Genomic DNA, 24,792 nt, shown 5'->3' on the forward strand with positions numbered 1-24,792 from the left:
GCAGTTGTTGGTGATAACGCGCAAATTGGTCCGAACAGTTTTATCGGAGAACGTGTTAAAATAGGTGCTGGGACAAAGCTTTGGCCTAGTGTGACTATTTACCATGACGTTGAAATTGGATCGGATTGTTTGTTTCAGGCAAATAGTGTTGTTGGTAGCGATGGGTTCGGTTATGCAAATGAGCGTGGGCAGTGGCTTAAAATTCCTCAGCTAGGCTCTGTGATCATAGGCGATAAAGTAGAAATAGGCGCCAGCACTACAATTGACCGTGGTGCACTTGATAATACGATTATTCATAGCAATGTGATTATTGATAATCAATGTCAAATAGCACACAACGTTGAAGTTAACTCGGGCACAGCAATTGCTGGCTGCTCTGTTCTTGCAGGTAGTGTTACCATAGGTAAAAACTGCCAAATTGGTGGTATGACTGCAATTAATGGTCACATGTCAGTATGCGATGGTGTTATAATTACGGGTATGAGCATGGTGACAAAATCAATCACCGAACCCGGTATTTATTCATCAGGTATGCCCCATACAACTAACAAAGAATGGCGTAAATCAATTGCTCACTTGCGTAATCTATCAGACATGAAGTCTCGTTTGAAAGCGCTTGAAGCACTGGCTAAGTCATAAACGTTGAACACATAAAAGGATGCTATTTTGGCAAACGAATTAAATAGCCTTGATATTCAAGAAATCTTAGCTTTATTACCACACCGTTACCCGATGCTTTTAATTGATCGTGTTATTGATTTTACTCCGGGTAAGATATTGCATGCCATTAAAAATGTATCTATAAACGAGCCTATTTTTACTGGCCATTTTCCAAACCAGCCTATTTTCCCTGGTGTGCTAATATTAGAAGCTATGGCACAAGCTACAGGTCTTCTTGGTTTTAAAACAGTTGAAAATCGCAGCGAAGACGAGCTTTACTTATTTGCAGCAGTAGACAACGCTCGTTTTAAGCAACCGGTTGTGCCTGGTGATACATTGCATTTGCATGTAGAGTTTTTAAAAGAGCGCCGCAATATATGGAAGTTTGCTGCTGAAGCTAAAGTTGACGGCAAAGTAGTATGTAGTGCCGAAATTATGTGTGCGAGAAGAGAGTTTTAATAGTGATCCATTCTACAGCAATAATCGAACCTGGCGCTAAACTAGGCAACAATGTCTCAGTTGGTCCATATAGTTATATAGGCAATGATGTTGTTATCGGTGATAACTGTATTATTGAATCTCACGTTGTTGTTAAAGGACCGTCTACCATTGGTTCTGGAAATCATATTTTTCAATTTGCGTCTGTCGGTGAAGCTTGCCAAGACAAAAAATACAACAACGAACCCACTACATTAATCATTGGTGACAATAATGTTATCCGTGAGTGTGCAACCATTCACCGTGGTACCATTCAAGACCAAGGCGTAACAAAAATTGGTAGTAATAACTTATTTATGGCTTATACCCACGTGGCACATGATGCAGTGATAGGCGATAACGTAATTTTTGCTAATAATGCCAGTGTTGCAGGCCATGTTCATGTTGCTGATTGGGTTATTTTAGGTGGCAATTCAGGGGTTCATCAGTTTTGTAAAATAGGGGCACATGCGTTTATTGGCATGTACTCTGGCGTTAACAAAGATGTTCCGCCATTTGTGACCACGATTGGTATGCCAGCTGGTCCTGCTGCAATCAATAAAGAAGGCATGAAACGCCGAGGCTTTGAAAGCGATGAAATAATGGCCGTTCGCCGAGCGTATAAAGCGTTTTATCGTAAGAGTTTAGGTGTTGATGAAGCAATTGAATCACTAAGTGAAGACGCGGTTAAATACCCTGCAGTACAAACTATGATAGATTTTGTTAAAAGCTCTGAGCGCGGGATCGTAAGATAGGCACTTTTTGTTTTTAAATAAACCACCTTAGAGAAATCGACGGTGGTTTTTTATTGCCTTTAAAATATTTTAATTCAGTATGCACTCAGCGAGGCAAGGTTAACCTTTGCGAAAATTTACTATATTTAAAGCACAGCTATGTCTCTTACGAAGTTAATTTTACCCCTCAGTCTTTTGTCTGTCTTGGCTGCGTGTAGTAGTCAACCTTTAGTTACCACAGCTAATGGAGAGCGTACTCAGTTAGGGAAAGCCTCTTATTACGCTAATAAATACCATGGCCGTACAACGGCAAATGGCGAAACCTTTAATCAAAACGCTGCCACTGCTGCACATTTAGAGTTTGATTTTGGTACTAAGGTAAAGGTAACTAACTTAGCTAACAATAAATCGGTAATCGTAAGAATAAATGATAGGGGCCCGTACGTTAGAGGGCGTGTTATTGATTTATCGTTAGGTATGTTTAAAAAAATAGCCGACCCTAAAGTCGGCGTTATTGATGTCTCAATCAGCGTATTAAAAACGGGTGGTTAGCGACACATATTCCTGATGTTTTTCGCTAAGCTCTTTGTGGCTACCTTGCGCTACAAGTTTGCCATTTTCTAGCCAAATAATGTTATCCATTTGCGCTAGAAGAGCAGGGTCGTGGGTAATTGTAAGTACGCTTGCGTCACTCATTACGTGCATAATGGCGTTCATTACGGTTTGCTTAGATTGGTTATCTAGCCCTTCAGTGGGTTCATCAAGTACTAAAATAGCTGGGTTTTGTAATAAAGCCTGCGCAATCGCTATACGCCTTGATTGTCCTTGGGATACGCTTCTGCCGCCTGTCCCTAAACGTGTTTTTAAACCCTCTTGTAGCTCATTAAACCAAGGCTCTAGCTGTGCAAGGTTAATGGCTTCAAGCATTTCTTCTTTTGTAGCGCTTGGCTTTGCATAACGCAAGTTTTCACTTAATGTACCATCAAAAATATGATGTTGCTGCGCTAATATATTTATAACGTTTGCTCGGCTGTCACTGCTAAGTGAGTGAAGGTCTTGCGGGTTATTATGGTCACCCAATGTAATACTACCTTGCTGAAGTGGCCATAAACCGGTTAGCAAATTAACTAAGGTGGTTTTACCGCTCCCGCTTCGACCTACAATGGCTACTTTTTGCCGCGATTTAAGCATAAAACTGACATTATTTAATGCGTTATGCTCATCGTATTTATAGCTAATGTTATTAAGCGTTAGCGCAATATTATTTTTATCAAACTGAGTATCAATTAAAGCGCTACAATTATTGCTCTGATCAGATGCTTTATCTTGGAGGGTAAATAACCGCTCTGCGGCTTTTAGTACATTAGGCAGCTCTATAAATGCATTGGGCAGTAGTAATACGCTTTCAAAGCTTGCTAATACAAAAAGCGTTAACATGGCAAGTTCTACGTTAACCATGGAATTAGTATAAACCAATGGGGCTATCGTCACTATGCTAGCTAACATGGCCATTTGTACTATTAGTAGAGTCAGTCCATCTGCATTTGCTAACGCCTTATGACGAACAAATAATTGTTGGTTGTACTGCTCGTTTAATCTATCGCATTTATTTAACTGCTCAGTACGGGCTTGATAAATACTAAGCTCTCTGAGGCCTGTTAAGGTATCTGATAATTCGGCCCGTAACTGTGCACTAAGGTGTGTTTCTTTGTGACTATTTTTTGTAAGTGAAGCACTTAAAAGCGCAGGTATGACAACGCCAATTAATAAAATTCCCATAAAGCAAATGAGTGCTACATTTGCATTATAAGCAGACATGAAAAGCAAAATGATTGGCACGCTTAACAAAGCAACCATCATGGGCATTAACACGTTCAAATAAAATTTATCGAGTGCGTCAACATCGTTCTGTAGTCGATTCAGTAAATCAGCGCTGCGGCTCATGGCTAAATCAACATTGTTGAGCTTACTGAGTGTTGCAAACATATTTACGCGAATTTCACTCAACAATAAAAAAGTCGCATTATGAGTAACTAAGCGCTCAGCATAACGAGAAGCCGTTCTTACAATGGCTAAAAAACGTATTGTGCCAGCGGGTGTAAAATAGTTCATTTGCACGCCAGCAATACCTGCAGCTGCCATAGATGCTAAAAACCAGCCTGAAATAGCCAGTAGGCCAACGTTCGCAAGCACCGTAATTGTTGCTAACAGCGTACCCAGTAGCATGGCTTTATAATGAGGGCGGCAGAGCTTTATCAATCTAATAAAGTTACTCATCGGAACCTCCTTGCTTAGCGGCATTTAGCAAATTATAAAACACGCCATGTTGAGTGCTTAGTTTTTCAAAGCTACCTTGCTCAGTGACCTTACCCTGGTCCATTACAATAATATTGTCGGCGTGTTTTACAGTGTTTAATCTGTGTGCGATTACCAGTACTAAATTGTTTTTAGCGTACATAATAATGGCGTGTTGAATGTGTTGCTCTGTTTGGCTATCAAGGTGCGCTGTTGGCTCATCAAGCATTAATATAGGGGCGTTTTTTAAAAATGCCCGAGCAAGTGCAATACGTTGCTTTTGCCCTCCAGAGAGTCCTTCACCTTGCTCTCCTATTAACGTATCAAACCCAGAGGGTAGGGTATTTATAAACTCAAGGGCGCCTGCTTGTTGCGCTGCTTGCTCTAGCTCTTGCTGTGATGCGTCTGGTTTGGCTAATTTTATATTAGCGCCAATGCTATCGAAAAATAGTGTTGGGTTTTGTGGTATCCACGCAACTTGATTCTGTAGTTGGGTAATATCGTTTGCTGCTAATGGCAATCCGTTAATATAAATACAAGGTATTACTTGGGGGTGAAAACCCAGCAGGCAATCAAATAAAGTACTTTTCCCTGAGCCACTGTTACCCACAACTGCCACCAAGCCTTTTTTTGGTAGGCTTAAGGTGACATTGTGTATGCCTTCGTTACTGTCAGGGTAAATGTAGGTTAAATTTTTAATGTTTATTGAATCAATAGTATCAGACGTGGTGTATTCGGTTGTATTGTTAACTAGTTCAGTATCTTGATAGGGTAAGGGGGCATTTAAAATAGTCACCATGTCAGCAGCGGCGCTAATACCTTGCAAGCGAGCATGATAATGGCTTCCTAATTGACGAAGCGGTAAATAAAACTCGGGAGCTAAAAGCAGCACAACAAAGCCAGTAGAAAAATCAAGTGTGCCAAAAAAAAGCCTAAAACCAATAATTACAGCCACTAAAGCCACACTGATTGTGGCTAAAAATTCTAAGGCAAAAGACGATAAAAACGCAATTTTTAACACGCCTAGTGTAGTATGCCTAAAGTCATCAGAAATTTTAGCTATTTGTTTTAATTCGGTTTGCGTGGCATTAAATAGTTTTAACTGGGTTAACCCCTGTACTCTGTCAAAAAAGTAATTACCTAGAACAGCAAGTTGTTGCCAACGCTTTTGATTTAACGCTTCTGCTTTTGATCCAACTAAAATCATAAAAAAAGGAATAAGCGGAGCCGTTAATAAAAATATTAATCCCGCTTTGTAATCGGTCGGAAAAATAACAACCAAGATTGCTAGTGGAATAAGAGCACTGTAAGCAACACCAGGCAGGTACTTTGCGTAATAGTCGTGAAGTTCTTCTACACCATTATGCAACGTATTTAAAGTTGCACCTTGACCGTGTTGCTCAATATAACTAGGGCCCAGCAAGCTTAATTTAGTTAACAGTGTTTGGCGCATAGCCGATTTTATTTTAAGGGCAGCCAGAGCACTTAGCCTTTCACTTAGTGCTAAAAAAATAGCGCGAAGCAAAACAATACCTGCTAATGGCCACAGCAAGTGAGTGACTTCACTTAAGCTACTACCTTCAAACATTACGTTATGAATAGCCTGAGCGAGTAAATATGCTCCGGCAATCATTAAAATAGCGTTAAAAGTACCCAGTGCAATACTGAGCTTTAACCATAATGAGGCGGGTTTACTTTGTGTTTTTAAAAAAGCGCGCAGTGTTTGTTGCTGCGCGCGATTTGGTCGGGGGTTAGTCGTCATTGTTGGTCGAGTTAGCCTCGTTTAATAAATCATGCATCGGTTGTTCATCATCAGCAATGCTGTTTTTATTTTGATGAAATTCGTACCACATTACATTTATTACCCCTAAGGTACAGGCTAAAAGTACACCTAAAATCCAAGCAAAATACCACATAGTTCAGTCTCCTTAGTAGCTGCCGTGAGTGTTAGTTTCAATTTCTTCTACGGTTACTCTGCGCCACATTTTTACATAACACCACGTGGTGTAGGCTAAAATTAATGGTACAAAAATGGCCACGGCTACAAGCATAATGTTAAGCGTTTTATGGCTCGAAACGGCATCCCAAATTGTTAAGCTAATATTTGGGTTGTTAATTGATGGCATAATAAATGGAAATAATGAAACGCCCGCCGTCATAATGACACCTACTAACATAAGTGCAGTCGAAATAAGCCCTAACGCTGGTTTATTGAGCTTTGAAAATACTAATGCACTCAATGCCATAGCAAACGCTAGAACAGGAAAGGTTACTGTCCATGCACGCTCAGTGTAATTATTTAGCCAAGCGCCTTTTGCTGTGGTAACTACTTTAGCGAGCGGATCAGCATGGCCTTGAGTATCGCCCATAGACACAATTTGGTAGCCGCTTAAATTAGCCACCCAAAATCCGGCCGCGGCAAATAAAACAATAAATGCAATCAATGCATAACGTCCGTATTGGCCAGATCGTTCTGCAACCGCATCTGCTGTGCGAAGTTGTAACCACATACCTGCATGTGCAATAAGCATAGCTATACTAATTAAACCAGCGAGGAGTGCAAATGGGTTTAACAAGCCAAAAAACGAACCTTGGTAACTTACACGTAATAAATTATCAATATTGAATGGTACACCTAGAAACAAGTTACCAAATGCTACACCAAATACTAAAGCCGGAATTGCGCTACCTGCAAATAATCCCCAATCCCAGTTATTACGCCAGCGCTTAGAATCAATTTTTGAGCGGTAATCAAAACCAAGAGGTCTAAAAAAGAGTGCAAATAGCACCAGCATCATGGCAAAGTAAAACCCCGAAAAAGCGGCCGCATACACCATTGGCCAAGCCGCAAATAATGCTCCGCCTGCGGTGATAAACCAAACTTGGTTACCATCCCAGTGTGCGCCAATTGTATTAATTACAGTGCGTCGTTCTAAATCTGTTTTACCAACTAGGCGAAGGAGCATAGCAACCCCCATGTCCATACCATCGGTAATTGCAAAGCCGATTAAAAGGATACCAATGATCAACCACCACAACATTTTTAATGTTTCATAATCAAAAATCATGATTATTCTCCTTTTGCTTGTGTGTTGTTTGGCAGCTCAAAATGGTATTTACCAGTATGTAATGAGCTAGGGCCTTTTTTAATAAAGTGAATCATTAACCAGCCTTCAACAATAGCAAGGCCAGTGTAAAAAATGATGAAGCCCGTTAAGCTAATTAAAATGTCATTGACCGTTAATGACGATGTTGCTAAAAAAGTCGGTAGTATTTCAGAAATAGCCCAAGGTTGGCGTCCATATTCTGCAACGATCCAGCCAAATTCAATCGCAATCCATGGCAATGGAATACTTAATACTGTAGCCCAAAGTAACCAGCGTTTTTGCTCAATAATACGGTGTGCATTGTAGTAAAATGCTAATACAAACACAGCAAGCATAGCGACACCACAGGCAACCATAATCCTAAACGACCAAAACATAGGGCCTACTTTTGGGAACGAATCTTTCACTGCTTTTTGAATTTGCTCTTCTGTGGCATCAACAACATCAGATGTATATCGTTTAAGCAACAAACCGTAGCCTAAGTCATCTTTTACTGCGTCAAATTTAGCAATGTTTTCAGGCGTATCTTCGCCGTTTCTTAGTTTAGTGAGATAGCCATAGGCAATCATGCCGTTACGAATACGTATTTCATGTTTTTTCTCTAAATCAGAAATACCCGTAACTTTTTCGTCAAGTGAGCGTGTAGCAATAATACCCAGTGCATAGGGTATTTTTACAGCGGCATGGGTTACTTGCTCTTCAGAGTCAGGAAAACCAAATGCAGTAAACGCAGCGGGCGCTTCTTCTGTGTGCCACTCGGCTTCAATAGTTGCCAATTTTACTTTTTGAATTTCGCCTACTTCATAGCCTGATTCATCACCAAGTAAAATAACACATAAAATTGAGGCTAAACCAAACCCTGAAGCCACTGAAAATGAACGTTTAGCAAATGCTAAATCGCGACCTTTTAGTATGTACCAACTACTTATACCTAAAACAAACATAGACGCGGCGACATAGCCTGCAGATACCGTGTGAATAAACTTAACCTGTGCAACAGGGTTAAATACCAGCTCTGCAAAGCTGGTCATTTCCATTCGCATAGTTTGGTAGTTAAATTCAGCACCTACTGGGTTTTGCATCCAACCATTAGCAATTAATATCCATAATGCTGATAAGTTTGTACCCAGTGCCATTAAAAAGGTAGCGCCTAAATGTTGACGTTTAGAAAGTCTATCCCATCCTAAGAAGAACATACCCACAAAAGTTGATTCTAAAAAGAATGCCATTAACCCTTCAATAGCCAGTGGGGCACCAAATACATCACCCACATAATGTGAGTAATAAGACCAGTTAGTGCCAAATTCAAACTCCATAGTGAGGCCTGTGGCAACACCAATGGCAAAGTTAATACCAAATAACTTACCCCAAAACTTAGTCATATCACGATAAATTTCGCGACCAGTCATAACATAAACTGATTCCATAATAACTAAGATCCAAGTCATACCTATTGTTAACGGTACAAATATGAAGTGAAAGAGTGCGGTAACAGCAAACTGTAGTCGCGATAGATCCACAAAGGTTTCATCTATCATTTTATGCTCCTTGAATGTGACGGATTAACTGGGCAATGAGTTATTGGCAGAGTTAATGATTGAATGAACTTTCAGTAATTACTGAAAGTTTGCAATATTATTCACAATTGCACAATACTTGTCAATATATATTAGTAAAACTTAATATATAATTTATATGCTACATCAGTATTAAAAATAAACAACAATAGAGATTATATTTACAGTTAAAAAACGAGTTATTTAAAGCGTTTAAACACATACCAAAACGCGGTAAACTAAACTCATGACGCCCGATTAAAATATGAACTAAAAAGCAAATGACGAAAGAAAAAAAACAACTACGAATAGGTATAGTGGCAGGCGAACTGTCGGGCGATATTTTAGGCGAAGGCCTAATAAAAGCATTAAAAGTACATTTTCCAGATGCCACCTTTGAGGGGATTGCAGGACCAAAAATGCAAGCTCAAGGTTGTAAAACTCTATACGATATGGATGAGCTGTCTGTAATGGGCTTGGTTGAAGTACTCGGGCGTTTACCGCGTTTACTGAAAATTCGTAAACAATTGGTTCAACATTTTATAGATAACCCACCCGATGTATTTATTGGAATAGACGCCCCTGATTTTAATCTTCGCGTTGAAAAACCATTAAAAGATGCAGGCATTAAAACAGTTCAATACGTAAGCCCTTCAGTTTGGGCATGGCGAGAAAAACGTATTCATACTATTAGCGCAGCTACTAACTTAGTGCTTGCACTATTGCCGTTTGAAAAAGAATTTTACGACAAGCACCAAGTACCGTGTACGTTTGTAGGGCACACATTAGCAGACGATATAGCGCTTGAGCACGACGATAGCCAAGCACGTGCAAAACTAGGCTTAAGTCTTGATGACAAAGTACTGGCATTATTGCCAGGTAGCCGAGGCTCTGAAGTAGGCTTGCTGAGTGAAACCTATATAAAAACAGCGCAGCAACTTCAAGCTCAAAACCCAGACCTTAAAATTGTGGTTCCACTGGTAAACGAAAAGCGCAAAGCGCAGTTTACTGATATTTTAAATGCCACAGCGCCTAGCCTTAATATTAGCTTGCTAGATGGGCAATCTAAATTAGCAATGCAAGCGGCAGATGCCATTTTACTTGCGTCTGGCACAGCCACACTCGAAGGCATGCTGTATAAAAAGCCAATGGTTGTTGGGTATAAAATAAAACCATTAAGCTACTGGATTTTTAAAACCTTGTTTACCTTTAACATCAAATATTTTTCGTTGCCAAATTTATTGGCAGATGAAGAGTTAGTGCCTGAATTTTTACAAAGCGACTGTAATGTTAAAAACTTAACTCAAGCACTTACCCCAATGCTAGAAACAGACAATAGACAATTAAAAGCGCGTTTTTTAGCAATTCATGAAAACATTAGATTAAATGCCAGCGAGCAAGCAGCCAATGCTGTGGCGGAGTTAATACATGCAAATTGAACGACCCAATGTAACCTTAATTGCCGGTGTTGATGAAGTAGGGCGAGGCCCGCTGGTTGGCGACGTTGTTACCGCTGCGGTAATACTTGACCCAACTAAACCAATAGCTGGTCTAGCCGACTCTAAAAAATTAACAGACAAAAAGCGCCAAGCATTAGCCACCGAGATAAAAGAAAACGCATTATGCTATGCCTATGGCCGTTGTAGTCCATCAGAAATTGATGACTTAAACATTTTACAAGCGACCATGCTTGCTATGAGCCGCGCAGTGGAAGGACTAAGCACACAGCCTGAGTTTGTATTTATAGATGGGAACCGTTTACCAAAACTCACAATGCCTGCTCAAGCGGTTGTTAAAGGCGATAGCCTGGTTGCCGAAATATCAGCAGCCTCTATTTTAGCCAAAGTAGCGCGTGATGATGAAATGCTTGAACTTGATAAACGCCACCCGCAATACGGGTTTGCAGGGCATAAAGGTTACCCAACTAAAGCGCACTTTGCAGCACTTGAGCAGTACGGTGCAATAGATGAACATCGTAAAAGTTTTAAACCCGTGCAGCGTGTACTTATGCAAGCGAAAGGCGAGGAAAAATAATGGCAGCACCTGATTTTGTACATTTAAGGGTCCACTCAGACTTTTCGATGGTTGATGGCTTAGCTAAAACCAAGCCAATAGTCGCAAAGGCGCAAGAGCTAGAAATGCCCGCGATTGCTATTACCGATCAAATGAACTTTTGTGGATTAGTTCGCTTTTATGGCGCTACCCATAATGCCGGTATAAAGCCGATTGTGGGTGCTGATTTTTGGCTGCGCAGCCCTGAATTTCCGGATGAGCCATGTCGCATTACAATTTTAGCTAAAGACAATGTGGGTTATAAAAATATAACGCTATTAATTTCTGAGGCGTATCAGCGTGGTCATGTATTTCATCGTCCAGTAATTGACAGAGAATGGTTAGCTAATCATAAAGAAGGCTTAATTATTCTTTCGGGCGCAAAAGACGGTGATTTAGGTAAGGCATTATTAAAAAATAATCCGGGCGTTATAGAAAGCGTAATTAGCTTTTACAAGCAGCACTTTAGCGATCATTACTATTTAGAGCTTGTACGAACTAACCGCCCGCTTGAAGAAGATTACCTGCACATGGCGGTAGAGCTTGCAGCTAAAGAGCAGCTGCCCGTTGTTGCAACCAACGAAGTGGTATTTCTAAAACCTGAAAATTTTGAAGCGCACGAAATTCGTGTAGCTATATTTGATGGCTACACACTTGATGACAAACGCCGTCCAAAACGTTTCTCAGAAGAACAATACCTAAAAACGCCTGAGCAAATGGCTGAGTTATTTAGTGATATACCTGAAGCACTACAAAATACGGTAGAAATAGCTAAACGCTGCAATGTGACTGTAAAGTTAGGCGAATACTTTTTACCAGATTATCCAACGGGCTCTCTTAATATTGATGAGTTTTTGGTTAAAGTGTCAGAAGATGGCCTTGAAGAACGACTACAGTTTTTGTTCCCTGACGAAGAAGATAGAAAAGTAAAACGTATTGAATACGATGAACGTTTAGCCGTAGAGCTTGGCGTAATCAACCAAATGGGTTTTCCGGGTTACTTCTTAATCGTAATGGAGTTTATTCAGTGGAGTAAAGATAACAATATACCGGTAGGTCCAGGGCGAGGATCGGGTGCGGGTTCATTAGTGGCGTACGCACTTAAAATTACTGACCTCGATCCGCTGGAATTTGACTTGCTTTTTGAGCGATTCCTAAACCCTGAACGTGTATCAATGCCCGATTTCGACGTCGATTTTTGTATGGACAGACGCGACGAAGTAATTGATCACGTATCGGCATTGTATGGGCGTGATGCGGTATCACAAATTATTACCTTTGGTACTATGGCCGCAAAAGCGGTAATACGCGATGTAGGTCGTGTACTTGGTCATCCTTATGGTTTTGTTGATCGTATTTCGAAACTGATCCCAGGCGATCCGGGAATGACCCTTGCCAAAGCCTTTGAAGTAGAGCCGCGTTTGCAAGAAGCATACGATGGTGACTCAGAGGTAAAAGATTTAATCGATATGTGTCGCATCCTCGAAGGGTGTACGCGTAATGCCGGTAAACATGCCGGTGGTGTTGTAATATCGCCGACCACCATTACCGACTTTGCTGCACTTTATTGTGACGATGAAGGTAAATTTCCGGTAACACAGTTTGATAAAAACGACGTAGAAACCGCGGGCCTTGTTAAGTTCGATTTCTTGGGTTTACGTACCTTGACCATTTTGCAGTGGGCAGTGGATATGACCAACGTGCGTATGCAGCGCGAAGGCAAAGACCCTGTTGATATAAACACTATTCCACTGGATGATAAAAAAAGCATAGAGCTATTACTGCGCGCCGAAACAACCGCGGTGTTTCAGCTAGAATCGCGCGGCATGAAAGATTTAGTACGCCGCCTTAAGCCCGATTGCTTTGAAGATATGATTGCATTAGTAGCCTTGTTCCGCCCAGGTCCATTGCAATCAGGCATGGTAGATAACTTTATCGACCGAAAACTGGGTAGAGAGGAAATTTCATACCCAGATGCGCAGTACCAACACGAAAGCTTAAAACCAATACTCGATCCCACTTATGGCATTATTTTGTATCAAGAACAAGTAATGCAAATAGCGCAGGTACTCGCAGGCTATACGCTGGGTGGTGCAGATATGTTACGCCGTGCAATGGGTAAGAAAAAACCTGAAGAAATGGCAAAGCAGCGTTCAACGTTTGAAGATGGCGCGCGTAATAATGGTATTGATGGCGAACTGGCGATAAAAATCTTCGACTTGGTAGAAAAATTCGCAGGTTATGGTTTTAATAAATCTCACTCAGCAGCGTATGCACTGGTTTCGTACCAAACCTTATGGATGAAAACGCACCACCCAGCTGAGTTTATGGCTGCGGTAATGTCGGCCGATATGGATAACACCGACAAAATAGTGATTTTGGTAGATGAATGTGAAAACATGAAACTTACCTTATTACCGCCCGATGTAAACGCCGGTGAATTTAAGTTTACGGTAAACCTGCAAGGCGAAATTGTTTATGGTATTGGCGCAATTAAAGGTGTAGGTGAAGCGCCAGTAGACGCTATTTTAGAAGCGCGCGCAAAGGGCGGCCCGTTTAAGGATTTATTTGATTTTTGTGCTCGCGTTGACTTAAAACGCCTAAATAAACGTGTCACCGAAAAATTAATTTATGCTGGTGCACTTGATAAGCTTGGGCCAGAGAAAACCCAAGCTGGGCGTGCAACATTACTGGCAAGTTTAAAAGACGCTATGCGCGCGGCCGATCAGCACAACAAGGCAGAGCAACTTGGACAAAGCGATTTATTTGGTTTATTGGCTACTGAGCCAGACGAAGTAGAGCAAGCCTTTATTAAGGCCACGGGCCTGACCGACAATGAATGGCTTGAAGGTGAAAAAGATACCCTAGGCCTTTATTTAACTGGGCATCCGATAAATCAGTATCGCAAGGAACTTAGGTATTACACCAGCGGAAAGCTGGTGGATTTACAACCAACTAATCGTGATGTACTCTCTACTGCCGCTGGTCTAGTTATTTCAGCGCGGACCTTAATTAATAAAAAAGGCAACCGTTGGGGCTTAATAACTTTAGATGACAAGAGCGCCCGTATTGATGTACGCTTGTTCCCAGAACAGTTTGAAATGTACCAAGAAATGCTTCAAGTTAACAATATCTTGGTAATATCTGGACAGGTCAGCTTTGATAACTTCTCCGGTGGCATTACAATGACCGCCAGAGAAATAAACACCATTGCTCAAGCGCGTGAAAAACGTATTAAAGCGATTAAAATGACGCTGAACATGGTGCAAATCGAGGCAGGTTTCTTCGATAAATTACAAAAAGTACTCGAACCTTATAAAATGGGAACGTGTCCGATCAAGGTTTATTACCAACGCCCAGATGCGTTGGCGCAATTAACCCTAGGGATCGAATGGTGTGTCACGCCGAGCGACGACTTGATTCACAAGTTATCACTCATGGCGGCACAAGATGTAGAACTAGAATTTAACTGATTAGGTAGTTTAGAGCATGAGCCTCAATTATCTTGATTTTGAGCTTCCGATTGCAGAATTAGAAGCAAAAATTGAAGAATTACAAAGCATAAGCCGCGCTGGCGAATTAGACCTTGAGCTAGAAGAGGAAGTCAGCAAATTAAAAGAAAAAAGTGCTAAGCAAAAAGAGGAAATTTTCTCAAATTTAGGCGCTTGGCAAGTATCGCAGTTAGCGCGTCATCCGTTGCGTCCTTATACTCGAGATTATATCGAGCGCATTTTCACGGAATTTGACGAGTTTGCAGGCGATCGTACTTTTGCTAACGACCCGGCTATTTTAGGCGGTGTTGCACGTTTAGATGGCGAACCCGTTATGGTTATTGGCCAACAAAAAGGCCGCGACACAGCTGAAAAAATTAAACGCAACTTTGGTATGCCAAAACCAGAAGGCTACCGTAAAGCACTTCGCTTAATGGAAATGGCCGAGCGTTTTAAAATGCCAATTATGACCTTTATCGACACGCCAGGTGCATACCCTGGTGTTGGCGCTGAAGAGCGTGGTCAGTCTGAAGCAATTGCACGTAACCTTAAAGTAATGGCGGCGCTTAAAGTGCCAACTATTTGTACGGTTATTGGTGAGGGCGGCTCAGGTGGTGCATTAGCGATTGGTGTTGGTGACAGAGTTAATATGTTGCAATACAGCACGTACTCGGTAATTTCGCCAGAAGGCTGCGCATCTATTTTATGGAAAAGCGCCGATAAAGCACCACTTGCTGCAGAGGCTATGGGCGTAACCGCTGAGCGCGTTAAAGAGTTAGATTTAATCAACAACTTAGTTGATGAGCCTTTAGGTGGTGCACATCGTAATTACGATGCGATGGCGCGTAACTTAAAAACCCGTTTAAAACGTGATTTAGCAGACTTACAAGCGCTTTCGCTTGAAGACATGCTTGATCAACGTTACAAACGTTTAATGTCGTTTGGTTACTGCTAATAAAAGTAGCTATTACATTAAATGTTAAAAAAAGCCGCTTATGCGGCTTTTTTGTTTTAAAATACAATCAACACAAATTTTATAGCGTATTGCATGCAATCATCAGCCATTTATCAACACGTTAAACACGCTCTAGAGCACTTTTTTAAGCAACAACAGTTTAATTTTACTGTTGCGCTTTCGGGTGGGGTCGACTCAGTTGTATTGTTACATGTAATGCACGTGCTAAAGCAAGAAATGCCAAAGCTAAAGGTAAGTGCAATATACGTTAATCATGGCTTAAGCGAATACGCTAATGACTGGCAGGCTTTTTGCCAAAACCTATGCGTTGAGCTAGATATACCGTTTAATACCGCGCAGGTAACAATAAGCCGGCAAACACGAACAAGCCTTGAAGCGCAGGCTCGTGAGGCACGTTATAAAGCACTTGATGAACTAAGCGCACCGCAAAGTGTTATTTTATTAGGCCAGCATTTAAACGATCAAATAGAAACGTTTTTACTGCGTTTAAAGCGTGGCTCGGGCTTAAAAGGGTTAGGAGCAATGCAAGCAATGCGTGAACTACAAAGCGGGCGAATATGCTATAGGCCGCTTCTAAACATTACGCGCAGTGATATAGAGTACTTTGCCACAGCGTTTAATATTGCGCACATTACTGATGACTCAAATACCGATGAGCGTTTTGATCGTAACTTTTTGCGTGCACGTGTAGTGCCTGAACTGGCTATGCGGTTTAAAGGTTTTGAACAGTGTGCTGGGCGCAGCATTGAGTTATTGCAGCAACAACAAGCGCTACTTGATGAGTACACTCAAATTGATTTAAGCCAAAGTTTAAATGACCAGCAAGCATTGTGTATTAGCCAAATAATTCACTATAGCGACGTGCGCATAACAAATGTGGTTCGTGCGTGGCTTAGCTTATTTACCCAAGTAATGCCACCTCAAAAGCAGTTATCACAAATTATTAATCAGGCAATAAACGCTCAGGCCGATGCTAAAATTCAAATTGACTTAGTTGATGGACAGGTTAGGCGCCACCAAGGGTATTTATACTTTGTAACTCAAAAAAACATTGTGAATGATGATAAGTTAATCACTCATGAACTCACTCTCAACGATGGCCGCGTATTAACAAAGCAAAGTGGTGCAGGAATAAGAGCACCGTATGCCAATGAGCAGGTTTCAGTAAGATTTAATTACAACAGCGCTCGTATAAAGCCTCTTAAAAAGCCCGGGAGTAACAGCGTAAAGCACTGGTTTAAGGACGCAAAAGTAGCGCCTTGGCTTCGAAGTCAAGTGCCGCTTATTTTTTATAATGACGAACTAGTACAAGTGGTTGGTTATTTTATAAGTGAAAAACATTATGATGAAAATGGTATTTATTGGGAGTGTAAATAAATGAGTAAACAGCCACATGTTGGATTATCGCTAGTCAATAAAGCGCCACTAGGCATACTATTAACAGCCCTGATAGCGATAGTTGCTAATGTATTGCTTGATTTGAACATTGTCACTTTAGCGTATGCTGTTTTAGGCGGTGCTATATCAGCGGTTATATTAATGGCGTATTGGTTAGGTAAAGGCGGTATATTTTTTATATTAGGGGTGAGTTTACCGCTCGTTTTAGTGTTATTTACGCCTCTTGATACCGCCACAGCCTTAATAAATTTAGTGAGTGGTTACTTTTTAGGTTTTTGTGTAGCACTGACAATTTATAAATTTTTACCTGCAAAGTCTATTAAGTAATAGGGCAACGGTTTACATGAAAAAGGCTTAGCGGGGGAAGCTAAGCCTTTTAAAAAAGCCTTATAATCAATATGCTTTAGCGCAGTTTCTGCCAGACGCTTTTGCTTTGTACAAGCCTTTATCTGCGCGAGAAAAGATTTCTATATCGCAGTCATTACTCATTGCTAAGGTATAGCCAATACTAACCGTAACTTCATGCTTTGACATTAAGCTAGATTGCTTTACAAATTGCATTATACGTTCAGATACAACCTGATTAGTTTTGAATTCAGGGTCTTCTATTAGTATTGCGAATTCATCGCCGCCGAACCTAAATACGGTATCTGTAGCGCGTATACTTGAATTTAATACCGTTGCAAATTCTTTAAGTGTATCGTCGCCAATTTTGTGGCCAAACTTGTCATTTACCTGCTTAAAATTATCTAGGTCAAGTAACATTAAGCTGAAAGGGCGCTGATAGCGGCGACAATTTTCGAGCTTTTGAGATAAAATGTCATTAAATTGACTACGGTTGTTCAAACCCGTTAATGAGTCTTTTGTCGCCAATTTAAGTACGCGGCTATACATCATTGCATTGCGTAGTGGGTACACTAGCGCAGAGTGAAGCGAGCGTAACTTACTTTCAATTGCTTTGCCTAAAGGGTATTTACTAAAGTATATAAGTTGCCCTAAGTGCTCTCTTCCAATCGTTAAGTCAAAAATATAGGGCGTGCTATTAGTATCGCTTTCAGACGTTTGTGCAGTGCCAAGCGTTGACTGAAACTGCAATCCCGTAAAGTTTAAAAGCTTTTTTGTAAATTTTGCGTATATGGCTAATACATCTTCAATAACTAAACTAGTCTGTAGCTCAGCGACTAACTCGTGTGTTGCCGTTGTTTCATTATTTGGTGTGTGTTCAGCCGAAAACGGCAAAAAGTCGCCGCGACCAGAGACACGTTGCGTCAAAATATGGACATTTTCCATTAAATTCTCCCCCGAGAGTGTTGCTTTGCAAATATTAAGCGATTTTTGTGCCATATTTTAAAATTAGCTTAAAAACAATTGCTTGCTATAGTTAAATTACATCCCCTAGTTTAATTGAAGCCGGAGGCCAAATTTGCAAAGTACTAATGCTCAATTTTTTGGCTTACTTGTCGTTGCCGTTATTTTTGTGTGGTTTTTTAAGCGCATCGGTTTGCCGCCAATTTTGGCGTACCTAGCAACAGGTGTTTTAGCTGGCAGTCATGGCGTTGGATGGCTTGAACATACGCACGAAATAGACTTTGTTGCAGAGCTTGGTATTGTATTTTTGCTTTTTAGCTTAGGGCTTGAGTTTTCAATATCTCGATTAATGGCCATGCGTAATATTGTATTTGGCTTAGGTTCACTGCAGGTGATTGTAACAAGCTTAGTGCTTATTATAATTTTGTACTGTTTAAACTTCAGTTTGCTTACCAGCTTTACTATTGGTTCTATTATGGCGCTGTCTTCAACGGCGGTAGTTGTTAAGTTGCTCAAAGAAAGTGGTGAACTTAATCAGCGTAGAGGGCAATTAGCAATCGGTGTATTGTTGTTTCAAGACATTGCCGTAGTCCCTTTACTTATTATTCTTCCTTTATTTGCCACAAGCGATTCACAAACAATTGGGTGGGCGTTAGCATTTTCTCTAACTAAAGGGGCTTTTGTTTGCGTATTACTGTGGGCTATTGGTAAATGGTTACTGCCTAAAGTATTCAGCGAAATAGCCTTAGTGCGCACTGATGAGTTATTTGTACTTACTACGCTACTAGTTGCTTTGTTTGCAGGTTTACTAACCTATATGTTTGGCTTATCAATGGCGCTAGGTGCATTTTTGGCCGGGATGATGCTTGGTGAAAGTCATTACAGGCACCAGCTTGAAGCCGATATACGGCCATTTCGCGATATCTTAATGGGGCTGTTTTTTGTTACCGTAGGCATGCAGCTCGATTTACTCTATGTGTTTAGCAATGGTCTTATTATTGTTGGCGCATTATTTGGATTATTGGTTTTAAAAATAGCCGTGGTTGCCATCAGTGCACAACTTATGGGTGAACGAAAGCAGGACTCTTTAGCGTGTGGCATTATGCTGTGGCAAATGGGTGAATTTGGTTTTGTATTAATTGCTTTGGGTAGGCAGCATCAATTATTAACCAGCGAACACATTTCATTTTTAATTGCCCTTGGTGTGTTATCGATGGCGTTAACCCCATTTTTAATTGAAAAAACACCCTATATTTTAAGGCGTTTAGGGTTATTAAATAGCCCAAGCATTGCATGGGAAGGTGAGCCACAAGTAAGTGCGCTTTACACAAACCATGTCGTCATTTGTGGTTTTTCGAGGGTAGGGCAAACTATAGCGCGCTTTTTAAAGCCAGAAGCTATTGAATATGTTGCTGTTGAAAGTAACCCCATACTTGTTCAAGAAGGTAAGGCCGCAGGTGAGCCTGTAATATTTGGCCACGTTAAACAAAAAGATATTTTAAAGTGTGCGGGCGTAGAGCGAGCGCGGTTGGTGATTATTACATTTACCGAGTTTGAACAAACACAAATAGTGATAGATGCAATAAAGCAAATAGCTCCAGAGGTAAAAATACTTATACGTACCCGTGACGATAGCCAGCTTGAAAAACTACGAGAGCTTGGTGTCACTGAAGTTGTACCAGAAACGCTTGAAGCAAGTTTAATGATAGTCTCGCATGTTTTGTCTATGTCGGGTGTACCCATGAGCCGAATTATTAGGCGAGTGAGTGATGAGCGAAGAAATCGTTATCAATTTTTGCAAAGTTTTTTTACAGGTGAGCATATAAACAACGATGAAAGTAATTCAGATAAATTAGAGTATTTGCATGTGGTTGCTCTGCCCGATAAAGCACATGCGGTTAATAAAAGTATAAATGAGCTTAATTTAGTAAAGCGCAAGGTATCTATTAAGGCATTGCGACGCCAAGACCGAGAAATAGATGCCCCTTCAGATCAAATTATCTTGCTTGCCAACGATATACTCGTTTTGCAAGGTAAACCAAGGCGTGTGGAACGCGTAGAACATTTTTTATTAGACGGCATTGAATAATAAATTAATCGAGCCCTAAAAAAGCTCTTATTTCAGGTAGCTTAGCCATGCCGTCTTGATACCCTATTTCCATTAAGTGCTGGGTATAGCGTTTTTCAAATAATAAGTAACTCGTTAAACTTGATTGAGAGTGCTTTTTAACACCAATAGTACGCAATAATACTTTTATCGCCCATGGCATATCGTTGTAATACTGTGCTGCAATAACATTAAAGTTTTGTGAGGGGTTAATAACAAAGCTATCTATTTGCTTTAGCTCTTGGTGTTTATCTCGCGCAGGTAAAAGCCCCAAAGTGCGGTTTATTCTACCCAAGCGTTCTAAGTCTGACTGCATGGTGTCGGTAAATACACTATCAAGCAAGTGTCCGGCTACAGCAGAAAGCCCAGGGTAATGCGCAGAATATCCCGGTGGATGCGGCTCTTTAGGTTCATCTACACCAATGATAAATATTTTTTCGGCACCCAAATGTATTGAAGGGCTAAGTGGCGATAGTTGATGTATAGAACCATCACCAAAGTAATGATTGTGGATATTCACGCTTGGGAACACCATTGGAATAGCACTAGATGCCATTAAATGCTCAACATTAATGCGTGTTGGGCGGCCTTCTCGTTTAGCTCTTTGCCAAGCTGTTTGTGTATTTGACTGAAAAAAAGCGACTGAATCACCTGTGGTATAGCTTGAGGCTGTAATCGAAAGCGCCTCTAAATAGTTTCGGTGTAAATTACGCTCTATGCGATGCAGGTCTAAAATTTCGTTAAGTAAACCACGTAAAGGGCGGTTGTTAAGCAAGCTTGCTGGTGGGTGGTTAATATGCTCTGATTGAAAGCTAGTTAAAATATTACGCGCAATATGGCCAAATACACTTAAAAAATCACTTTTATACACCATTGAGGTCGAAAAGTTTTTCCAAACAGATTCTAATTTTCGCACTGCTAAGTGCGCACAAGAGGCATAACAAGCCAAGGCTGCAGAGTTTATTGCGCCTGCAGACGTACCATTTATTATTCTAAAAGGAAGAGGTGCCGTACGTGGCATACTGTGAGCTAGCGCTTTTAAAACACCTACTTGATACGCCGCTCGAGCACCACCACCAGTGAGTAATAAGGCTGTTTTAGGTTTTTTGGGATCTATTTGCTTAATTTTCATATTGGTGGTTAAACTGTTCAACGTCTTTACTTTATTTATCAACTGTAAGTCTTTAAGCTAGAAGAATCAAAGGTTAACTGTTCATAGAGTTATAACTGTATAATTTAATGCTGAATTCAGCATGTCTAACTTAAGATAACTATTGATTTAATAAAAAACTCGAACAGAATGAATTTAATCCACTTAGCCCACTCTAAGTGATATCGCATTTTTATTTTTTTATGGAGTTCGTATGTCAGACTCACCAGATGTTCAAAAACGCTCAACAAACAGTAACTTACTTCTTGCCATTATTACGCTAATTGTTGTTGCCTGTGTGGTTGCATTTGTATTACTTAAACCAAGTGACGAACCGGTTGCGCGCATAGAAGCAACAGAGCCCGTTAAAGAGCGGCCAATAATGGAACTTAAGCCATTAAATGAACCAGATATAATTGAGCCAGAAGAGCCAACAGCAGTTGAACAGCCGGCAGAGCTCGAAGTGCCAGCGCAGCGCATAGTTGAACCCGAACCAGAAGTAGCTACGCTACCTGCCTTAAACGATAGTGATACTATGGTTGTTGCCAAAATTGACGAGTACCTAAGTGACTCTGTGATGAGCCTATTAGTCACTGATGATGTTATTCGTCGAGGTGTTGTTTTTATTGACAACTTAGCTCAAGGCAAAGTAGCTAAAAAACATAATCCTGTTATTAAACCCCAAGAAAGCTTTAGTGTTACCGAAGGGGATATTTTAACAATTGATCCAAATAGTTATGAGCGTTACACACCGTATGTAAAAATTTTTACTAGCATGAGTGCAGCGCAAGTAGTCCGTATGTTTGAAGAGTACCAGCCACTTATTAACGATGCATACACTGAAATTGGTTATGGCGATGACGAGTTTAAGCAAACATTGAACGACGCTATCGATTTACTACTTGATACTCCGGAGCCTGAAGGCGCCTTACCACTTTTACGTGACTCAGTAACTTATCAGTATGCGTTTTCAGAGTGGGAGCAACTTCCTGCTGCTCAAAAACAGCTTTTACGCATGGGTCCAGACAACATGAAAAAAGTAAAAGCAGCACTTCGTAATATAAAAGCGCAATTAGAGAGCAAATAACAGTCACAAATTAAATTTCAAAGCCGCGATTGTATATGAAGTATGCAATCGCACCTTCTTTTTTGATTATCCCTTGAATAACACAGTAAAAGTAGAGATAATCTCCTCCGCGCCAACCAAGGCCCTCAATGGTAGTCTTATTGGTCCTCTCGCAACACTAGCAGGCGAACCTGGTCAGGCCCGGAAGGGAGCAGCCACAGTTTGTGACGTGTGTGCCGAGATGTGGCTGGTAAGACTGCCACCCAAATTCCTCATTTGGGTGACTACAGCTAATCAATTCAAAAAACTTTAACCAAATACACACAAGTTTATTTTCTGATATTCCCTATATTTCTGCCATATAGACAACACTTAGATATTGCGCAATAATGAAATAATACGTTAACGTTAACGCTACACATGTTAAATCAGATGCCCAAGGGTTGTTGTAATGTCTCAAAGAAGTAAGTGGGCACTAGCTATTTTATTAGGGTTAATAGGCGGGTTGGTTAACCTTTTACCCCTGTATTTTTTCGATAGTTCTGAATTTTTATTTGGACAATTTTTTGTTTTATGCAGCTTAGTATTCACTGGACTGCGTTATTCCTGCCTTACGCTCGCAATTGTCTCAAGCTTTTTACTCTATAGGTGGGGGCACTGTTGGCCCAGCATAGTTTATTTGTTGGAGCTTTTATGGCTTTATGTTTTTTGTTTAAGGCGCTCTAAACCTATTTTACCCTTAGGTGCCGTATTTTGGTTTTTAGTTGGACTGCCTATCATTTGGGGCATAGGCCAGTTTGTAATGGATTTAGCATCGCTAACGCTTATTGTTGCAGTGTTTAAATACCTGGTAAATGCATTAATAAGCTTAGCACTCGTTGATTTGATGAGCATATTTGTTCCCTTTGCTAGTCGTGCTTATCAAGGACGCCCACTCGCCCGTATTCTTAGCTATGTTGTCAGCGTCATTATTGTTTTGGTTGTCCTTATTACAAGTGTTTTTTTAGTGAACGATCATCACTCACGCATAGAGTATGAGGTAAATGCTCAGCTTGAAGAAAAAGCGAAATCAATTAGCACACAGTTGAATGACTATTTACAGTTTCATAAAAACGCGGTGGTAATGAGCAGTAATGCCATAGGTGGTGGAATTACTATACAACAACAGTTAACGCAGTTAATGAATTTATACCCAGGTTTTACTACAAGCTTATATGCAATGCCAAATGGCTATGTAGCTAAAAGTATTCCCAGCACATTATTAGAAGGACTTAGTGAAGAAAAACGCTTTGTAAACGACCGCCCTTATTTCTCTCAAGCTAAACAGTATCCTCAAGGTTATAGCAGTGGTGTGTTTCAGGGGCGTGGCCTTGGTAATGAACCTATAGTTGCACTTTCTGCGCCTATTTACAGAAATGATGAGTTTTATGGTGTAGTGGAAGGGTCGTTAAAGCTTGAACGTTTAGAGCAATATATACCGAATTTGTTTAACCAAACTGGTGAGCTAATTATACTCGATGCTGAGCAAAGGATTGTTTTTAGCTCATTAGCACAATTTGACATATTGGCTGACTTTAAAACTTTAGATTTTACGATAAGTAACTTGGGCGATAATCAACTGTTCCGTTCTGTTAATAATGAAGTATTTCATACCAATCAGTATGTTGATACTGTTAGTAAATGGCAGGTCATCACGTTTTACAATCGTAAGCACTTAACAAAGGTAGTAGCAAGTGCCTGGTTACCAACAATATTATTTAGTGCAGTGTTGATATTTTTAGTGGTGTTGTTTATACATCATTTGTCTAACTTATTAGTTCAGCCAATTATTGGTTTAACTAATTTAATGCATGATTTTGATAAATCAGAAAAACAACATTTTAATACAGAGTCTAGTTGGTACGAAGTACTGCAGCTACAAGAGCAGTTTAAGATGCTGGGAAGTGCGTTAAGGGACTCAATAGAGAGCTTACAAGCGTCTAATATTAAAAATCAGGATCTAAATAAACAGCTAAGCCAATTTAACCAGCAATTGGAAGTTAAAGTGGCAGAGCAAACAGATGAGCTAACAAAAGCAGTTAAATCTGCTAATGAAGCTAATAAAGCTAAGTCACAGTTTTTGGCCAATATGAGTCATGAACTGCGCACGCCTATGAACGGGATCTTAGGTATGGGTGAGGTATTACTTCGTGATTCCACCCTTACCGATGAGCAGCGTGACCTTCTTGAAACACAACAAAAAAGCTCAAAAAATTTACTACAAATATTAAATGATATTTTAGATTTTTCTAAAATTGAAGCTAACGCTATGCAAATAAGCCCCCGTGCTACTTTGCTTGCTCCGTTTATAGAAAATATACACTCGTTATTCTCACCCATTATTCATTCTAACAATGTTGAGTTTATTATTCAGCG

Annotated in this window: 20 protein-coding genes and 1 other RNA gene; 14 read left to right on the forward strand and 7 right to left on the reverse strand. The window is 40.4% G+C overall.

Features of this window, described 5'->3' with window-relative positions:
* The 4 genes from lpxD to BCG07_RS03495 form a co-directional block, all read left to right on the forward strand.
* Window positions 1-639: UDP-3-O-(3-hydroxymyristoyl)glucosamine N-acyltransferase (lpxD, locus tag BCG07_RS03480; RefSeq protein ID WP_286888678.1), on the forward strand; the 639-nt coding region annotated here is incomplete at its 5' end.
* Between the two features lie 27 nt (window positions 640-666).
* Window positions 667-1,119 (forward strand): 3-hydroxyacyl-ACP dehydratase FabZ, encoded by a 453-nt coding sequence (gene fabZ / locus BCG07_RS03485; protein ID WP_286888680.1) that lies wholly within the window; start codon window positions 667-669, stop codon window positions 1,117-1,119.
* Between the two features lie 2 nt (window positions 1,120-1,121).
* Window positions 1,122-1,892: an acyl-ACP--UDP-N-acetylglucosamine O-acyltransferase gene (gene lpxA, locus BCG07_RS03490; RefSeq protein WP_286888682.1), complete on the forward strand. Its 771-nt coding sequence runs from the start codon at window positions 1,122-1,124 to the stop codon at window positions 1,890-1,892.
* Window positions 1,893-2,030: 138 nt separating this feature from the next.
* On the forward strand, window positions 2,031-2,423 hold the full coding sequence (locus tag BCG07_RS03495; protein ID WP_286888684.1) for a septal ring lytic transglycosylase RlpA family protein: 393 nt from the start codon (window positions 2,031-2,033) through the stop codon (window positions 2,421-2,423).
* On the opposite strand, the gene cydC is transcribed toward BCG07_RS03495, so the two are convergent.
* The 5 genes from cydC to BCG07_RS03520 are packed head-to-tail and all read right to left on the reverse strand — an operon-like array spanning window position 2,406 to window position 8,811.
* Window positions 2,406-4,148 (reverse strand): thiol reductant ABC exporter subunit CydC, encoded by a 1,743-nt coding sequence (gene cydC / locus BCG07_RS03500; RefSeq protein WP_286888686.1) that lies wholly within the window; start codon window positions 4,146-4,148, stop codon window positions 2,406-2,408. The two genes, BCG07_RS03495 and cydC, sit on opposite strands and share 18 nt — an antisense overlap.
* Window positions 4,141-5,928: a thiol reductant ABC exporter subunit CydD gene (gene cydD, locus BCG07_RS03505; RefSeq protein ID WP_286888688.1), complete on the reverse strand. Its 1,788-nt coding sequence runs from the start codon at window positions 5,926-5,928 to the stop codon at window positions 4,141-4,143. Before cydD ends, cydC begins: the two co-directional genes overlap by 8 nt.
* Entirely contained in the window at window positions 5,918-6,082 is a 165-nt protein-coding gene (gene cydX / locus BCG07_RS03510; protein WP_006793620.1) for a cytochrome bd-I oxidase subunit CydX, read from the reverse strand. The genes cydD and cydX overlap by 11 nt, the downstream gene beginning before the upstream one ends.
* A gap of 12 nt (window positions 6,083-6,094) precedes the next feature.
* A complete protein-coding gene (gene cydB / locus BCG07_RS03515; protein ID WP_286888691.1) occupies window positions 6,095-7,234 on the reverse strand; it encodes a cytochrome d ubiquinol oxidase subunit II in 1,140 nt (379 codons plus the stop codon).
* A 2-nt stretch (window positions 7,235-7,236) separates the two neighbouring features.
* Entirely contained in the window at window positions 7,237-8,811 is a 1,575-nt protein-coding gene (locus BCG07_RS03520) for a cytochrome ubiquinol oxidase subunit I (protein WP_006793618.1), read from the reverse strand.
* 299 nt (window positions 8,812-9,110) lie between these two features.
* Here BCG07_RS03520 and lpxB point away from each other — a divergent pair, with 299 nt between their 5' ends.
* From lpxB to BCG07_RS03550, 6 genes are all read left to right on the forward strand, one after another.
* Window positions 9,111-10,268: a lipid-A-disaccharide synthase gene (lpxB, locus tag BCG07_RS03525; RefSeq protein ID WP_243531171.1), complete on the forward strand. Its 1,158-nt coding sequence runs from the start codon at window positions 9,111-9,113 to the stop codon at window positions 10,266-10,268.
* Window positions 10,258-10,863 carry a ribonuclease HII gene (rnhB, locus tag BCG07_RS03530; RefSeq protein WP_243531168.1) on the forward strand — a complete coding sequence of 202 codons (606 nt, stop codon included), beginning with the start codon at window positions 10,258-10,260 and terminating at the stop codon, window positions 10,861-10,863. Before lpxB ends, rnhB begins: the two co-directional genes overlap by 11 nt.
* Window positions 10,863-14,354, forward strand: a complete 3,492-nt coding sequence (gene dnaE, locus BCG07_RS03535; protein ID WP_286888695.1) for a DNA polymerase III subunit alpha — start codon at window positions 10,863-10,865, stop codon at window positions 14,352-14,354. Before rnhB ends, dnaE begins: the two co-directional genes overlap by 1 nt.
* 16 nt (window positions 14,355-14,370) lie before the next feature.
* Window positions 14,371-15,327: an acetyl-CoA carboxylase carboxyl transferase subunit alpha gene (gene accA, locus BCG07_RS03540; protein WP_006793614.1), complete on the forward strand. Its 957-nt coding sequence runs from the start codon at window positions 14,371-14,373 to the stop codon at window positions 15,325-15,327.
* Window positions 15,328-15,420: 93 nt separating this feature from the next.
* The gene (gene tilS / locus BCG07_RS03545) at window positions 15,421-16,725 is read left to right on the forward strand and encodes a tRNA lysidine(34) synthetase TilS (protein ID WP_286888697.1); all 1,305 of its coding nucleotides are present in this window, start codon (window positions 15,421-15,423) and stop codon (window positions 16,723-16,725) included.
* Entirely contained in the window at window positions 16,726-17,073 is a 348-nt protein-coding gene (locus BCG07_RS03550) for a hypothetical protein (protein WP_243531162.1), read from the forward strand.
* 66 nt (window positions 17,074-17,139) lie between these two features.
* On the opposite strand, the gene BCG07_RS03555 is transcribed toward BCG07_RS03550, so the two are convergent.
* The gene (locus BCG07_RS03555; RefSeq protein ID WP_006793611.1) at window positions 17,140-18,036 is read right to left on the reverse strand and encodes a GGDEF domain-containing protein; all 897 of its coding nucleotides are present in this window, start codon (window positions 18,034-18,036) and stop codon (window positions 17,140-17,142) included.
* Window positions 18,037-18,169: 133 nt separating this feature from the next.
* Between BCG07_RS03555 and BCG07_RS03560 the strand changes: the two genes are divergently transcribed.
* Window positions 18,170-20,143 (forward strand): monovalent cation:proton antiporter family protein, encoded by a 1,974-nt coding sequence (locus BCG07_RS03560; protein WP_243531160.1) that lies wholly within the window; start codon window positions 18,170-18,172, stop codon window positions 20,141-20,143.
* Window positions 20,144-20,147: 4 nt separating this feature from the next.
* Here the strand turns inward: BCG07_RS03560 and BCG07_RS03565 are convergent, their stop codons facing one another.
* Complete coding sequence (locus BCG07_RS03565) at window positions 20,148-21,293, reverse strand: patatin-like phospholipase family protein (protein WP_243533708.1); 1,146 nt, start codon at window positions 21,291-21,293, stop codon at window positions 20,148-20,150.
* Window positions 21,294-21,525: 232 nt separating this feature from the next.
* Here BCG07_RS03565 and BCG07_RS03570 point away from each other — a divergent pair, with 232 nt between their 5' ends.
* The 3 genes from BCG07_RS03570 to BCG07_RS03580 form a co-directional block, all read left to right on the forward strand.
* The gene (locus BCG07_RS03570; protein WP_008126701.1) at window positions 21,526-22,398 is read left to right on the forward strand and encodes a DUF3014 domain-containing protein; all 873 of its coding nucleotides are present in this window, start codon (window positions 21,526-21,528) and stop codon (window positions 22,396-22,398) included.
* Between the two features lie 138 nt (window positions 22,399-22,536).
* Window positions 22,537-22,633: signal recognition particle sRNA small type (ffs, locus tag BCG07_RS03575), an RNA gene on the forward strand.
* Window positions 22,634-22,828: 195 nt separating this feature from the next.
* A partial coding sequence (locus tag BCG07_RS03580; RefSeq protein WP_286888703.1) for a PDC sensor domain-containing protein occupies window positions 22,829-24,792 on the forward strand: 1,964 nt, incomplete at its 3' end.

Origin of the sequence: Pseudoalteromonas sp. ESRF-bin5 (genome assembly GCF_002632075.1) — a bacterium.
GTDB classification, from domain to species: Bacteria; Pseudomonadota; Gammaproteobacteria; order Enterobacterales; family Alteromonadaceae; genus Pseudoalteromonas; species Pseudoalteromonas marina.

Excerpts from the sequence above, each read along its gene's own strand:
- tilS (WP_286888697.1), top strand. The coding sequence starts at position 15,421 with ATGCAATCATCAGCCATTTATCAACACGTTAAACACGCTCTAGAGCAC.
- rnhB (WP_243531168.1), top strand. The coding sequence starts at position 10,258 with ATGCAAATTGAACGACCCAATGTAACCTTAATTGCCGGTGTTGATGAA.
- BCG07_RS03565 (WP_243533708.1), bottom strand. The coding sequence starts at position 21,293 with ATGAAAATTAAGCAAATAGATCCCAAAAAACCTAAAACAGCCTTATTA.
- BCG07_RS03520 (WP_006793618.1), bottom strand. The coding sequence starts at position 8,811 with ATGATAGATGAAACCTTTGTGGATCTATCGCGACTACAGTTTGCTGTT.
- BCG07_RS03555 (WP_006793611.1), bottom strand. The coding sequence starts at position 18,036 with ATGGAAAATGTCCATATTTTGACGCAACGTGTCTCTGGTCGCGGCGAC.
- dnaE (WP_286888695.1), top strand. The coding sequence starts at position 10,863 with ATGGCAGCACCTGATTTTGTACATTTAAGGGTCCACTCAGACTTTTCG.
- cydD (WP_286888688.1), bottom strand. The coding sequence starts at position 5,928 with ATGACGACTAACCCCCGACCAAATCGCGCGCAGCAACAAACACTGCGC.
- BCG07_RS03570 (WP_008126701.1), top strand. The coding sequence starts at position 21,526 with ATGTCAGACTCACCAGATGTTCAAAAACGCTCAACAAACAGTAACTTA.
- cydC (WP_286888686.1), bottom strand. The coding sequence starts at position 4,148 with ATGAGTAACTTTATTAGATTGATAAAGCTCTGCCGCCCTCATTATAAA.
- BCG07_RS03495 (WP_286888684.1), top strand. The coding sequence starts at position 2,031 with ATGTCTCTTACGAAGTTAATTTTACCCCTCAGTCTTTTGTCTGTCTTG.
- accA (WP_006793614.1), top strand. The coding sequence starts at position 14,371 with ATGAGCCTCAATTATCTTGATTTTGAGCTTCCGATTGCAGAATTAGAA.
- cydB (WP_286888691.1), bottom strand. The coding sequence starts at position 7,234 with ATGATTTTTGATTATGAAACATTAAAAATGTTGTGGTGGTTGATCATT.
- BCG07_RS03550 (WP_243531162.1), top strand. The coding sequence starts at position 16,726 with ATGAGTAAACAGCCACATGTTGGATTATCGCTAGTCAATAAAGCGCCA.
- lpxB (WP_243531171.1), top strand. The coding sequence starts at position 9,111 with ATGACGAAAGAAAAAAAACAACTACGAATAGGTATAGTGGCAGGCGAA.
- cydX (WP_006793620.1), bottom strand. The coding sequence starts at position 6,082 with ATGTGGTATTTTGCTTGGATTTTAGGTGTACTTTTAGCCTGTACCTTA.